This window comes from Acetobacter vaccinii (genome assembly GCF_008365315.1).
GTDB lineage: Bacteria > Pseudomonadota > Alphaproteobacteria > Acetobacterales > Acetobacteraceae > Acetobacter > Acetobacter vaccinii.
This window is the reverse complement of record NZ_CP043506.1, coordinates 2,474,791-2,488,268: the sequence shown is the minus strand read 5'-3', so window position 1 is coordinate 2,488,268 and position 13,478 is coordinate 2,474,791. Positions and strand designations below refer to the sequence as shown.

10 protein-coding genes and 3 pseudogenes are annotated in these 13,478 nt (G+C 52.4%); 6 read left to right on the top strand and 7 right to left on the bottom strand.

What is annotated here, in order from left to right; translation table 11 throughout:
* The first annotated feature begins 82 nt into the window (after positions 1–82).
* Positions 83–811, top strand: a complete 729-nt coding sequence (locus FLP30_RS11160; RefSeq protein WP_149279873.1) for a GntR family transcriptional regulator — start codon at positions 83–85, stop codon at positions 809–811.
* Positions 812–902: 91 nt separating this feature from the next.
* Here FLP30_RS11160 and FLP30_RS14265 read toward each other — a convergent pair.
* The 5 genes and pseudogenes from FLP30_RS14265 to FLP30_RS11135 form a co-directional block, all read right to left on the bottom strand.
* Positions 903–1,257: pseudogene (locus tag FLP30_RS14265) on the bottom strand (DDE-type integrase/transposase/recombinase); the annotation flags it as partial.
* Between the two features lie 49 nt (positions 1,258–1,306).
* A pseudogene (locus FLP30_RS11150) lies at positions 1,307–1,644 on the bottom strand (transposase); the annotation flags it as partial.
* 767 nt (positions 1,645–2,411) lie between these two features.
* Positions 2,412–3,059 (bottom strand): methionine ABC transporter permease, encoded by a 648-nt coding sequence (locus FLP30_RS11145; RefSeq protein WP_149279872.1) that lies wholly within the window; start codon positions 3,057–3,059, stop codon positions 2,412–2,414.
* Positions 3,040–4,074, bottom strand: a complete 1,035-nt coding sequence (locus FLP30_RS11140) for a methionine ABC transporter ATP-binding protein (protein WP_149279871.1) — start codon at positions 4,072–4,074, stop codon at positions 3,040–3,042. The genes FLP30_RS11145 and FLP30_RS11140 overlap by 20 nt, the downstream gene beginning before the upstream one ends.
* A complete protein-coding gene (locus FLP30_RS11135) occupies positions 4,068–4,874 on the bottom strand; it encodes a MetQ/NlpA family ABC transporter substrate-binding protein (protein WP_408834566.1) in 807 nt (268 codons plus the stop codon). Before FLP30_RS11135 ends, FLP30_RS11140 begins: the two co-directional genes overlap by 7 nt.
* 810 nt (positions 4,875–5,684) lie before the next feature.
* Here FLP30_RS11135 and FLP30_RS14260 point away from each other — a divergent pair.
* Positions 5,685–6,026 (top strand): annotated as a pseudogene (locus FLP30_RS14260) (IS5/IS1182 family transposase); the annotation flags it as partial.
* Positions 6,027–6,344: 318 nt separating this feature from the next.
* Here the strand turns inward: FLP30_RS14260 and FLP30_RS11125 are convergent.
* Together FLP30_RS11125 and FLP30_RS11120 are read right to left on the bottom strand one after the other, a co-directional pair.
* Positions 6,345–9,134, bottom strand: a complete 2,790-nt coding sequence (locus tag FLP30_RS11125; protein WP_149279870.1) for a bifunctional aconitate hydratase 2/2-methylisocitrate dehydratase — start codon at positions 9,132–9,134, stop codon at positions 6,345–6,347.
* Positions 9,135–9,297: 163 nt separating this feature from the next.
* Positions 9,298–10,515 carry an MFS transporter gene (locus tag FLP30_RS11120; RefSeq protein WP_149279869.1) on the bottom strand — a complete coding sequence of 406 codons (1,218 nt, stop codon included), beginning with the start codon at positions 10,513–10,515 and terminating at the stop codon, positions 9,298–9,300.
* 97 nt (positions 10,516–10,612) lie between these two features.
* On the opposite strand from FLP30_RS11120, the gene FLP30_RS11115 reads away from it, so the two are divergent.
* The 4 genes from FLP30_RS11115 to FLP30_RS11100 all read left to right on the top strand — a co-directional run bounded on the left by FLP30_RS11115 (position 10,613) and on the right by FLP30_RS11100 (position 13,295).
* Positions 10,613–11,281 (top strand): GntR family transcriptional regulator, encoded by a 669-nt coding sequence (locus FLP30_RS11115; RefSeq protein WP_149279868.1) that lies wholly within the window; start codon positions 10,613–10,615, stop codon positions 11,279–11,281.
* A gap of 124 nt (positions 11,282–11,405) precedes the next feature.
* Positions 11,406–11,957, top strand: a complete 552-nt coding sequence (locus FLP30_RS11110; RefSeq protein WP_149279867.1) for an RrF2 family transcriptional regulator — start codon at positions 11,406–11,408, stop codon at positions 11,955–11,957.
* A gap of 24 nt (positions 11,958–11,981) precedes the next feature.
* Positions 11,982–12,371: a cupin domain-containing protein gene (locus tag FLP30_RS11105; RefSeq protein WP_149280354.1), complete on the top strand. Its 390-nt coding sequence runs from the start codon at positions 11,982–11,984 to the stop codon at positions 12,369–12,371.
* A gap of 18 nt (positions 12,372–12,389) precedes the next feature.
* Positions 12,390–13,295: an NAD-dependent epimerase/dehydratase family protein gene (locus tag FLP30_RS11100; protein ID WP_149279866.1), complete on the top strand. Its 906-nt coding sequence runs from the start codon at positions 12,390–12,392 to the stop codon at positions 13,293–13,295.
* Positions 13,296–13,478: the final 183 nt, after the last annotated feature.

Genomic DNA, 13,478 nt, shown 5'->3' with positions numbered 1-13,478 from the left:
CGCAAGACCAAGACAATCTGACGTTTGCATCGCGTCAAAAGATCTCATAACGACCTATATCAAAAGGATTTTATAAAACCACATGCAGCTTGTCAGAGAAAACGCCACGCCTCTTTATCGCCAACTCGCCACGCAACTGCGTCAAGAGATTGCCGAAGGCCGGTTTGAACGCACCGGAAAACTTCCTTCCGAAGCAGAGCTTCGAGAGAGGTTTTCAGTCAGCCGGGTAACGGTGAGACTGGCGTTGAACGCACTTGCTGAAAGTGGTCTGATCGAACAACGCAAGGGGAAAGGGACGTATCTTATCGGGCGCGAAGTGCGTTACGAACTTGACACTCTGCGTAGTTTCCATGAGTCGCTGCGTCTGCAGGGTTTTGATGCGCGGATGCGCTTGTTGACCTTCGAGCTTAAGACGCCTCCCGAACCAGTCGGAAAAATGCTTGGGCACGATGGTGAGTGTCTTTTCCTGGAAAGACTCCACCTGATCGGTGAAGAACCAATCGCCGTAGGGCGCAGCTTTTTACCTGCAAAGCTTGCCGATATTTCGCGCGACGAGGCAGATATTGTACCAACATACGCATTGCTCAACCGCTTTTCAGGACACTCCCTAGATCGGGTTCATGTAACCCTTGGTGCGCAGTCTGCTGGCGTTGAACTGGCGCATTTGCTGCAAATTGCAGAAAATACAGCGCTCCTGCATATGGAACGTATTTCCTATTTCATGAACAATCAGCCTGCCGAATATTCCACATTTTTTATTCGACCAGAGCGCTATCATTTTACACTTAACAGTCATTTTTCACACGAATAATTCCAGAGATGCTTTCACGTTAATTTTGTTGACTTGAGCGATACCAATGTCACCATCTTTTCAGGCTAGGAGAGTAGCTGCGGCGTTCCATTGGGCAGATACCTTGTTGTTTCAGAAGTCTGGTCAGCAGGCGCTTTGCCAGTTTCGTGTTGCGGTGGGCCTGAAGGGTCTCGTCGAAGATGTAGCCATCCTGGTCAACGGCCCGCCAGAGCCCGTGGGGCCGACCGTTGATCACGATACAGACTTCGTTGAGAGGCCAGACATCTCCAGTTTTCGCTGGTTTGCTGTGCAGGGAGAGGGCGAACGCGGCATCAAGCAGCGACGGATTGTCTCATACGAGACCACAATCCCGCGTTCGAGTAGAATCTCTTCAAGCTCAGAGGAAACCGGCAATACAGCCACACCGCATGCGCGATCACCTCACGTAAAAACGATGCCGTTTGTGGGTCACAGATGCCTGCCCATCCCCATCAATGAACTAACGCGCCATCATCGACTGACTTCGCGGCTAGCCTGCTCCCAGTCGAGCATCAGTTCAACGTCATCGATGGTCTGGGACAGGAGCCGGCGCGTCAACTCGCGAGACCAGCCATAGACTGTGCACCAGTGTCCGAAGTGGATCGACAGCATCCGCTACCTACGGCCTGAGCGAACAAGATAGCGAAGCGCATTGATCACTTCACGGAATGCAACCTCCCGTGGGCGACCACAACGCCCAGAGCCTGGCATAAACGGCGCGATCCTCTTCCATTTTTTGTCCGTTATGTCAGCCGGGTAGTGTTTCGTCTTACCGCTATCCTGGTCAGCCGGCCCCTCTGCTCTGGCGTCCACATCCAGAGTTTGAATCACATCAGGGCGAATTTCCAGACAGGCTCCAAGGTTGATGTTAAGAAAATCAAGAGTATCTCAGATGCTTGAGCTTTTTTTCTGCATATAATCTTGTGAAGACGACGATGCACCACAGCCAACCAATAATCCATGTCGGAGAAAAGAATAAAATTATAAATGCTGTATATATGTTGCTTTCATGCTGGCTACGGATGTTCAGCGCAGAGTCTAAATCGAAATGAATGTACATAGCAAATAGAATTAAGGCTGCGCTTGATACTGCTATAAAAGAAATAATCCAAAGCACTATTTTTGATATCAATCCAAATTTATTTTCAATTCGCAGAGAAAATCGTATTGCCCCTTCGTAATATTCTATGGTGCCAGGTTTTGGAATGTTTGGTTGGTTTGTCGGCATTTTATATTGCTCTTCTATATGAAAGTTTTTCTAACATGGGCCTCACCTTTCTCGGATGTTGTCACGCTAACTCTGTTAATTTGAAGGACGCCAATGTGGCCGACTTTTCATACTGAGAGAGTAGCTGCGGCATTCCATTGGGCGAATGCGAAGAGACGGCGAGAGAGTGCGTTCCTGCTGGAATTGGGGGGAACGAAGAGGTTGCGGGCAGCGGAGAAGACAGCAGACGAAGCTTTGACATCGTCATCAATTAACATGCCCGACTTAACGTGACATCACCCCTGTATGCGTATCATAATCGAGCATACAGGGGCGCAGGGCGACCTGAGCACCGCGCCGATAGTTTTGACAATTTCACCGCAGTTTGCGGGTCAATGCATTACCGATGGCCTGTATGAGTGTGACCATAGCGATCAGCACCGCCACGACAGAGAGCATGATTGTTGTGTTGAAACGCTGATACCCGTAGCGGATCGCGAGGTCGCCCAGCCCCCCGGCACCTATCACACCTGCCATGGCCGAAGCCCCGACCAACGTGACGAGCGTAACCGTAATGCCGGAGATCAAGCCAGGCAGTGCCTCGGGCAGCAGGACAAAGCGGATGACCATCCAGCGCGTGCCGCCCATCGCCTGCACGGCATCAACAAGATTGCGATCCACCTCACGCAAAGAGACTTCAGCGATACGTGCGAAATATGGCACAGCAGCGATGGAAAGCGGCACGATGGCCGCCCCGGTGCCGAGCGTCGTACCCGCGATCAGCCGCGTGACCGGAAGTAGCAGCACTAGCAAGATCATGAATGGTACCGCCCGTGCGGCATCGATCACCAGTCCGAGTGCGCGCGAGAACACAGGCAGCGGCAGAATGCCGTCTGGTTTGGTCACAATCAGCAGGATGGCTAAAGGCAGGCCGCCGACGACTGCAATCAGGCCGGAAGCCATAACCATTACCATGGTTTCAACCGTTGCGTGCAGGATGAGATCAAGAATCAGCCGGGACATAGCCCAATACCTCCATCGACGGGCTAGCCTGGTGAAGAAAGTTCATAACCTTTTCATCATGCCCGGACAGACGCACCACGCATTCCGCCTGTATGCGCGCACCGCCTTCGGCTATTCTGGCGCATAGCATCGTAGCATCAATGCCATATTGGTGCGCTAGGATCGACAGGATGGACGCATCCGTCGTTTCAATATCAAGCGCCAGCCGCAGCACGGGGACCGCTCCGGCAAACGCGTCCGGACGCATCAGGGCCACGATCCTGTCGGGCAGAGGCGTCGTTTCGCCGTGCAGGAAGGCCTGTGTGACCGCATGCTGTGCCGCACCGCGCAGAACCTGCGCGGTTTCTGCATCCTCAACCACGCGGCCGTGATCCATGACCAGAATGCGTTGCGCGATACGGCGGATCACATCCATCTCGTGAGTGATCAGGATGATCGTCAAACCCAATTGACGGTTGATGTCGTGGAGCAGGTCGAGGATGGAGAGCGTGGTTTCCGGGTCTAAAGCCGACGTGGCCTCGTCACACAGCAGTAAGGCTGGGTCGGCCACCAGTGCCCGGGCAATACCCACCCGCTGCTTCTGACCGCCCGAAAGCTGACTGGGACGTTTGTCGGCATGTCCAGCCAACCCGACCAGATCCAGCAGTTCAGCAACCCGCGCCCGGCGCTTGTCGCGGGGTGCACCGGCGATCTTGAGGGGAAGTTCGATATTGCCGGCAACAGTGCGAGAATTCAGCAGGTTGAAATGCTGGAACACCAGCCCAATCCGCCGCCGCACCTGTACCAGTTCGCGCTCGGGCAGGGTTGTAATATCGCGGTCTTCGATCAGGATGCGCCCGCTATCGAGCCGTTCCAGCCCGTTCAGACACCGCAGCAACGTGCTTTTCCCAGCACCGGACCGACCGATAATGCCTAGTATCTCGCCGGAGCGGAGCTGAACCGAGACGTCGTCCAGTGCCGTGTGGCTGCCGAAGCGGCGAGTGGCATGTTCAACCCGGAGAAGGTTCTTCACCATGCCGGGATGATCCTGCTCTGGTAGATATCGATGATGGCCTTCCGCACGTCGGCCTGGTGGATGGCGTCCATCAACGGCGCGACCCAAGGTGCATTGGCATCCGCCTCATTGACCGCAACGAAATTGACGTACGGGTTATTGGTCAGTACCTCCTGCCCGATCCGCTGCCTATCAATCTGGATACCCGATTTGAACGCCCAGTTCGTGTTGACAACGCCAGCATCTAGGTCGGGAAGCGTGCGGCCCACGATCCCAGCATCCAGTTCCTTCACCGACAGGTCGAGCGGGTTGTCGGTAATATCCAGCGCTGTGGGCAGCAAGCCGGCCGAAGGCGCCAGCTTGATCAGCCCTAACGTCTCCAGTAAGCGCAAGGCCCTGCCCTCGTTGCTAGGGTCGTTCGGAACGCCGATCACGGCCCCCTTTGGCAGGGCTGCCACCGACGGCCAGCGCGCGGAATACAGTCCGATCGGGGAGAAATAGGTATTGCCCACAGGCACGATACTATAACCGTGTGCTGCCTTCTGGGCCTCTAGAAATGGACCGTGTTGAAAGGCATTGGCATCCAGTTCATGCTCTGCCAGCGCCTCGTCGGGCGCGTTGTAGTCCGAAAAAGTCACGATTTTCAACGTCAGACCGACCCTGGCAGCGTGGGTGGCGATCAGACGCCAGATATCCTCGTCCTCACCGGACATAATACCGATCCGCAAGGTCTTCTGTTCGGCGGCGTGCGCAACGCGCAGCAAAGGCTCGATCACTAGAACGCCCAGCAAAGCGCGGCGGGACAGAGAGAAAGCAGAAATCATCGAAAGGTCCGGCTTGAAAAAGAAGGAACAACTGCCGAGAGACATGATGACATGCCTTCAGGCACAGATAATATAACGACGAAAGACCGTATTTATAAAATACATATTCCGAGTGTCATATATAGTGAATACACGGAAATCAAGTTACTAAACTAGCCTGAGTTTACTCGGTCATGTCGTCGGTTAATTCTGATGATAGCGGCGACGAGTTGAGCCGTGGCAAGGAAGGTCCCGGGATCGACTTCATCGAGCAATGGCTCAGATTCAACGATGTCGGCTTTTTGTCCGGGCGCCAGAAGAAGAGCCGTAGCTTTTCCGGTAGCATCGATAGTGCCGTGGAGTTTCGTGGTTAGCTCGCCACGGGACCATCCGATAGCTTGGTTCACGCCCCTTTTTTATGAGCGCCCGCACTATGCTGGTGAGTTCAAACGATCGTGCTATCGATCGCCATGTATGCGTTGTCATGGTCGACAGCTAGGTACCGGAAAATCCCGTTTGATAACGCCCCTTCGCACCAGGGACGTAACTGGCGATGGACGTTCTTCCAACTCCCGAACCGGACAGGCGGGTCGCGCCAGGGACTACCCTCCCGACCAGGAAGAATATCCTTGATCCGTTCTCATTGAGCATCGTTCAAACCATACCGGCGCACCTGCATATTTCCCTGAAAAGCAGAGAGAAAACACCACAAAACAAGAAAAATTACGCGGGCCGGGGCAACACCGTTAACTGACGATACCTCCTAGCGGCACAACACGGGCACTAAGAAGCCGAGTTTTCTGGAAGGATATCCATAGGACTGGATGGCCAACAAAGCTGTCTCACAAAGACCGCCATGCGTTCTGGACGTTGAAATTTTCCAACATCAAGGGGCAGGAAGATAGGAGTATGACCTCAATCAATCTCGCGATCACGTTTTTTGGTTACAAATCCCATATTTCTATTGATCGAAAGCCGACGCAGACTTCATAAAGACGTAGGAATTTGTTGGGAAGATCTGCAGGGAAAAGCCTCATCTCAAACCCAACCCTACCATATCCAGAAGTCGAATGCTGGAAAATCGGTCATCCGACCCCGTGTTGAATCTGTTCTGATCAGAAATCCCAGGCGAGGCTTGTTTCCCGAACGGTAAGCATCACTCGAGCTACAGGCTGATTAAAAAATGTGCTGCTTCCTGTTTCTGGAGAGGATGCCCCCCATGTATAGAAATTCAGCACATTATATAGTCCTCGATTTTCTCAAAATACAGATGGAAGGCTAATCCGGGCACCATCAATCAACACGTCATAGCCTCCTATCGTAAGCAAAATACATCAAAATATAATTCTTCGATGCCCCCAAGAATTAGCTCTCTGATAGCAAAAAAACGTCACTCACAGATTTAATCCTCTATGGATAAATCTGTGAGCGATAACGCAGCGTTCAACACAATAAATTAAAATTGGCTAAGTCTAACATTTGCAATCATTAATAGTGGACGGACATAGAACCGAGCGGAGCCGTTTTTGGTGGAGTGAATTTAGTCAACTCAATCCCTTCGACCGCAGCTTTGTACTCGTCCTTAGTGGGCATCCGGCCAAGGATTGCGGACAGCACTACAACTGGTGTTGAAGCCAGAAGGGATTCACCTTTCTTGTCTTTGGAATCTTCAACGACACGTCCTTGGAAGAGGCGTGTTGAAGTCGCGAGGACAGTATCACCCTTTTCGGCTTTTTCCTGGTTACCCATGCACAGGTTACAGCCTGGGCGTTCCAGATAGAGGACGTTTTCGTATTCGGTACGTGCAGTTGCTTTTGGGTGCTGATCGTTAAATTCGAAGCCAGAGTAACGTTCCAGAACTTCCCAGTCTCCCTCCGTCTTCAACTCATCAATAATATTGTAAGTTGGTGCGGCAACAACCAGGGGCGCTTGGAACTCTACTTTTCCTTGTGCTTTTTCAAGGTTCTTCAGCATCTGGGCAACAATTTTCATATCGCCCTTATGTACCATGCAGGAACCGACAAAACCGAGGTCTACTTTCTTGGTACCACCATAGTAAGAAACCGGACGGATGGTATCGTGTGTGTAGCGCTTGGATACGTCCGGATTATTCACATCCGGATCGGCGATCATCGGTTCGTCAATCAGATCGAGATCAACCACCACCTCGGCAAAATATTTCGCATTGTCATCGGGAGCCAGAGCTGGGTTTTCACCCGAACGTATTTCAGCAATGCGTTTGTCGGCTTTAGCGATCAGGCCTTTCAATGTGCCTGCCGCGTTCTCCATACCTTTGTCGATCATGATCTGAATGCGTGACTTGGCGATTTCCAAGGATTCTATCAGCGTTTCATCCTGAGAGATGCAGATGGAAGCCTTAGCTTTCATCTCCGCTGTCCAGTCGGTAAAGGTAAAAGCTTGGTCTGCAAGCAGAGTGCCGATATGGACTTCGATGATGCGGCCCTGGAAGACGTTATCACCGCACTGCTTAAGCATCTGTGCCTGAGTGGCGTGTACGACGTCACGGAAGTCCATATACGGCTTCATCGTACCTTTGAACGTGACCTTGACGGACTGCGGGATCGGCATTGTTGCTTCACCGGTAGCCAGTGCCAGCGCCACAGTGCCGGAGTCAGCGCCAAAGGCAACACCCTTCGACATGCGGGTATGGCTGTCTCCACCGATGATGATCGCCCAGTCATCTACCGTGATGTCGTTCAGCACTTTATGAATGACGTCTGTCATCGGGTGGTAGACCCCTTTGGGGTCACGTGCCGTGATCAGGCCAAAGTCATTCATGAATTTCATGAGCTTTGGAATATTCGCCTGTGCTTTTTTATCCCAGACAGATGCCGTGTGACAGCCAGACTGGTATGCGCCATCCACCAAAGGTGAAATGACGGTAGCTGCCATTGCCTCAAGTTCCTGCGCAGTCATCAGGCCGGTCGTATCCTGGGAGCCGACGATATTCACCTTCACACGCACATCCGACCCTGCATGCAGGACCTTGCCCGGCGTAACACCAACAGCGTTGCGGTTGAAGATTTTCTCGACAGCCGTCAGACCCTGACCATCAATCGCAATTTCTTTGTTGGGGGCAAAAACCGGAGTTGCTTCAACTCCAAGCGTCTGGGCCGCAAAAGTCTGGAGCTTTTTGCCGAAAACGATAGCGTAAGAACTACCGGCTTTCATGAACTCCATTTTCTGGGGCGTGAATGCCGCAGAGATATCGACCAGAGCTTTGCCAGCCTCATCGCGAAGTTGCTTCTCCTTCACATCAATCGTCAAAATGGTGCCGGTTTCGACCGAATATTTCTGCTCAAGGACAGGGTTGCCGTCAGCGTTCAGAACTGGCTTGCCATCGGCATCAGTCTTTCTGACCCAGTTTTTCAGATTAATGCCAATGCCGCCTGTCACATCAACGGTTGTCGCAAAAATTGGCGAAATACCATTCGTGCCTGCGACAATAGGAGCAAAATTGACAAAAGGAACGTAAGGGCTTGCCTGCTTGCCGGTCCACAGTGCCACGTTGTTTACACCCGACATGCGGGAAGAACCGACACCCATTGTGCCTTTTTCGGCAATCATCATCACGCGGGCATCAGGGTGCTGCTTCTGCAGCGCGACGATCTCTTTCTGCGCCTCGGGCGAGATCATGCACTGGCCATGTAGTTCACGGTCTGAGCGCGAATGGGCCTGATTGCCGGGAGACAGAAGGTCCGTCGAGATGTCGCCTTCAGCAGCAATGAAGGTGACGACTTTAATTTCGTCTTCAACATCAGGGAGCTTGGTAAAAAACTCAGCCTTGGCGTAGCTTTCAAGCACGTCCTTTGCGACGGCATTGCCTGCCTTATAGGCATCGCGCAGGCGGAACATATCGGCATCGTAAAGGAAGACCTGGGTCTTCAGCACCTCTCCAGCCTGTTTGGCCAGCGGGCTTGCGTCTGACAATGCGATATCAAGCAGCACCCTGACAGAGGGGCCACCTTTCATGTGTGAAAGAAGCTCAAGGGCAAAGCTCGGGGTGATTTCTGGGACGACTGTTTCACCCAGCACGATCTTCTTCAGAAAATCGGCCTTGACACCAGCCGCACTCGTGGTGCCTGGTAGCGTATTGTAGATGAAGAATTTGAGAGCATCTGCCCGCTGCTCGTTCCCAGTGTCTTCAATCAGGGTGATAATTTCACTAACAAGACTGCCATCATCGATTGGCTTGGGAGCAAGCCCCTGATTTTCGCGGTCTTTGATTTCAGCGAGGTAATCTGAATAGGCGCTCATTGTAATCCCAACGTCGTGAAGGTGTTCTGGACCTGAAGCAACGGCAATACCAACCGGCAACTGTCTGCTCGACTTATTGGTCGTGATTAATCCCAGTTATGGCCGGTTTTGTCATGTCAATTTTCCGGCACTTGTTGTGTCTGATCCGAAAATTTGCAGCAGCTTAGGTAGTCTGGCGATAAAATAGGCAAATACGCCAGTTGCAGGCTGCACCCAAAAGCAGCAACCCGCTCGTTCCCAGAAAAACAGCACGCATGCCTATGTGCCCACCGACAAATCCACCAAGCAGCGGTCCCACAACCTGACCCGCGTATTGGGCAGAAATTGCGTAACCCAAAACAAGGCCCACCGCATAATCAGGGACATTATGTCGGATCACCGTGGAAATACAGGGTAATAGCCCTCCAAGGGATAATCCCATCAGGAAGCGCAGCCCGATCAGTTGCCAACCCGTTGTAACAAACGCCTGAGGAATCAGCAGTAACCCGGCAACAGCCAGAGCCCCTGCGATCACAGAGCCATGGCCAACACGATCTGCAAGTCGGCCAAGGTAAGAGGCAGACACAATACTCCCGAATGCAGCGGCCGACATGGCTAGGCCAGCTATCCACGTTACTCGGGCCGGATCAGTGGTCAGGGTTTGCACATAGAGGGTAATAATGGGCTCAATCGACATAGTGGCGACCATCAATAACAATCCGGTCGTTAACATAGCCAAGACGAGACGCTTATCGGGAATTTCCGCCCAGTGACTGCGAGCCTGCCCCTCCTTGACCGAACAGCGTGGTGTTTCACGCACCAGCAGAACAGTCGCCAGAAACGCCACGAAAATCAGCCCCCCTGCCGCGAGGAACGTCATACGGATGCCAATAAGAGCCGGCAGAAAGCCCCCAATCAGTGGGCCTGCCAAAGTGCCCGCCATGACGCCCGAAGACAGCAGGCCCAGAGCCCAGGCAGAGCGATTGCGTGGTGTCTGGGCTGCCACCATGATCGTTGCTCCGGATGAATAACCTCCTGCCAGACCAGCCAGCAGTCGTAATCCGACAAGTTGCCATAGAGTGTCGGCACACCCCATCAACGCCATTGTTATGGCCATACCCAAGCTGGCCCGTACCAGCATGGGTTTGCGTCCATATCGATCTCCTAACCGCCCCCAGAGCGGCGCGACGAGCCCGGCTGTCAGAAATGTTGCGCCGTAGGCTATGCCCGACCATTGAGCAATGCTTGCCTGATCTCTTGCACCCAACTGCTGCACATAAAGCGGCAAGAACGGTAGCATGAGTGTCATTGCGACCAAGGTTGTAAAGGAGCCAAACAGGCAGACGGCCAAATTACGCTGCCAATGGGGCTCGTAGCCTTCATGTTTAGAATGGCCAGACATACACGATAACCATGTTCAAGAGCTCTACGATTCTTGGTATACCAAATTGGGATACCTTTAAAGAAAGCCCTCACACAAGGTCAAAAGAGAGACTGTCATGACCAAAAGCGCCACGCAGATGCAACAGGCAGAGGATCATCTCAGACGCTTGATTCTGGATATGGAGCTTGGCCCGGGGGAACGCCTGACCGAGCGTGGCGTGGAGAGTATGCTTGGTGTTTCCAGAACATCCGTGCGGACAGCATTATTTCGTCTGGAAGCTGAGGGGCTTGTTTGTCGCATAGGCCGTGGCTGGAGAGTGCCGCCGATTGATCTGGAGGAAATTTCCCAACTTTGTGTTTATCGTGAAGCCTTGGAACTGACAGCCTTGAGGTTGGCACCAGCAGTGATTCCGGCCTGCGAGATTGCGACAATTGAAAGTCTATTGGAATCAATTACGCCAACCAGTCGCCCTGAAGAGCTGGATCAGGCAGGCCGCGACTTTCACCTCTGGATAGCTGGATTGGCAAAAAATCGCTTTGTCACACAAGGTGTAAAGGACGCTATGACACGCTTGAGGCGAGCGCGCTGGTTGGATAATGAGCCTACCCACCATGGGTGGGACGAGCATCGTTCTATCATCGCAGCCCTTAAAAATGGGGAACGCTCGCAAGCAATCGCGTTGATGGAAACACACATGTCTGAAACACGGCAGAACCTGCTCGCTGCTCTGCAAAAAAGCCAGCGTAGCCTGAGAGCACGAGGTGCCATTTTAGTTTCGGTGTGAATGACTGCGCTGACACAAACAGCCCCCCCACACTCTGGCAGCATCTCTAGGTCACGTCATTTTATGGGCTCTGACTCTTTTGTGCCACCTTGCGAATCTAAACGCAGACTTATAATATCCGCGTATGGCACTTTATGGCGCAAGCACCGAATACGTCCTGCACAGTTTACTCTGGCTGGTCGATAACCCCGAACCTGTCAGCAGCCTTGATTTGGCAGAATTACAGGAGATCCCTGCTGCCTTTGTCGCCAAGCTGCTACCCAAGCTTGAAAAGGCTGGGCTACTTGCGGCCTCCGAAGGGTTAAAGGGCGGATATAGACTGGCAAAGGCTGCTGATGAGATCAGTGTGCTCGCTGTTGTCGATGCAGTTGAAGGCAAAAAAAGCCTTTTCAACTGTCAGGAAATCAGAGAGCGCTGTGCGCTTTTTGATCACAAAACTCCGCCATGGGCTACGCAAGGTGTGTGCAGCATTCATGCCCTCATGCTCAATGCCGAACAGGCCATGAGGCGGGAATTAGCCAAAACCACTCTGGCTGATCTGGCCCAATCGGTGCGCCATAAAGCCCCCTCGCCTTTCTTTGAAGAAGCACGGTCGTGGTTTGAAGAACGTGTGCAAACACGTCGAACCGGGAAAGTCCGGCAACGAAAAAACCGCCCGCCTCTTGATCCCGCTTAACGCCTCTAAATCAGGATAATGAAAATGCGCAAAGTTGTGTTCCTTGCAGCTATAGCTGCAAGCCTCTGTGGCCACTCTATCCATGCGGAAACGAGAGTAACCCCGCTCATGGCGCAGAACTTACAGGGCATTCCTGGCAAGGAAGGGGCTATGGTGACAGTGGATTACTCACCCGGAGCCTCAGACCCAATCCACAGGCACAATGCTTCCGTGTTTGTGTATGTGCTGAAGGGAAGCATCATCATGCAGGTCAAAGGTGGTGCGTCTGTGACTTTGAAAGAGGGACAAAGCTTTTTTGAAGGACCGGATGATGTCCATCTTGTAGGGCGCAATGCCAGCCAGACAGATCCCGCGCGTTTTCTGGCATTTTTTGTCAAAGACAAGAATGCTCCGTTTGTCCTCCCCGCTCATTAAAGCGAAGGACACTAGACAATGAAGGTTTTTGTCGCAGGTGCCAGCGGTGCAGTTGGTCGTCCATTAATCACCCGTCTTAAGGACGCCGGGCATGACGTCTGGGGGTTAGCGCACCACCCAAGCAGCTTAAGGGCCATTGAACAACTGGGAGCCAACCCTGTCGCTGGCAATGCTTTAGAGCGGGAAAGTATTTTTGCACTTATAGAACATATTCGTCCGGATGTTGTGATTGACCAACTGACCTCCCTTCCTGCCAGCCCCTTTGATTTACCCCAACGCCTTCCTGCTGATAGAAAATTGCGGTTGGAAGGAGGGCGCAATCTGTTTGAGGCAGCCCAAGCCTTTCATGTAAAGCGTTATATCCAACAGTTGTCCGGGTTTTATCTGGATGGTGGTCATGGACTGGCAACAGAATTCAGCCCTTTGAGAACCAGTGCTCCCGGTACAATTGGCGACAGTGCGCGTATGTACGCCGCTTTAGAAAATAGGGTTTTGAGTGCGACATCACTTGAGGGTGTCGGACTGCGCTATGGCTTCTTTTATGGCCCTGGCACATGGTACTGGCCAGATGGTGCCTTCAGTCGGCATCTGGCTCAGGGGGATGTGTCTTTAATCGGCAAGGGCAGTAGTACATTCTCTTTTATCCATGTGGAGGATGCGGCGCAGGCAACTGTGGCTGCTCTTACAGCACCAGTCGGTCTTTATAATGTCGTTGATGATCAACCAACAAGACTGTCGGAATGGCTTCCGGCCTACGCGAACTGGCTCGGATTGAATGCCCTTCCCTCTCTTGATGAACAGGAAGCTCTTCGCCTTTTAGGAGAAGAGAGTGTTTACTACCAGAATACTCTGACAGGGGCATGCAATCAGAAAGCACGTCAAATACTAGGTATCAGTTTACGGAAGTTGCCCTGGCTTAAGTGAGAGACATAAGCACATTCTGGAACAAATAAATGGTGGAGATAAATCACCTTACTCTCCGGCCGTTAAAGCGTTCCGGCACAATGTGTGCAAGCCCCGCCGCCGGAAAATTAAAAATAAAATAGTCAATTACTGTTATTTCCAGAAGAACCAGTACGGAACGCCATCGCTTTTCAGGAATAAAAA

Excerpts from the sequence above, each read along its gene's own strand:
- FLP30_RS11160 (WP_149279873.1), top strand. The coding sequence starts at position 83 with ATGCAGCTTGTCAGAGAAAACGCCACGCCTCTTTATCGCCAACTCGCC.
- FLP30_RS11145 (WP_149279872.1), bottom strand. The coding sequence starts at position 3,059 with ATGTCCCGGCTGATTCTTGATCTCATCCTGCACGCAACGGTTGAAACC.
- FLP30_RS11140 (WP_149279871.1), bottom strand. The coding sequence starts at position 4,074 with ATGGTGAAGAACCTTCTCCGGGTTGAACATGCCACTCGCCGCTTCGGC.
- FLP30_RS11125 (WP_149279870.1), bottom strand. The coding sequence starts at position 9,134 with ATGAGCGCCTATTCAGATTACCTCGCTGAAATCAAAGACCGCGAAAAT.
- FLP30_RS11120 (WP_149279869.1), bottom strand. The coding sequence starts at position 10,515 with ATGTCTGGCCATTCTAAACATGAAGGCTACGAGCCCCATTGGCAGCGT.
- FLP30_RS11115 (WP_149279868.1), top strand. The coding sequence starts at position 10,613 with ATGACCAAAAGCGCCACGCAGATGCAACAGGCAGAGGATCATCTCAGA.
- FLP30_RS11110 (WP_149279867.1), top strand. The coding sequence starts at position 11,406 with ATGGCACTTTATGGCGCAAGCACCGAATACGTCCTGCACAGTTTACTC.
- FLP30_RS11105 (WP_149280354.1), top strand. The coding sequence starts at position 11,982 with ATGCGCAAAGTTGTGTTCCTTGCAGCTATAGCTGCAAGCCTCTGTGGC.
- FLP30_RS11100 (WP_149279866.1), top strand. The coding sequence starts at position 12,390 with ATGAAGGTTTTTGTCGCAGGTGCCAGCGGTGCAGTTGGTCGTCCATTA.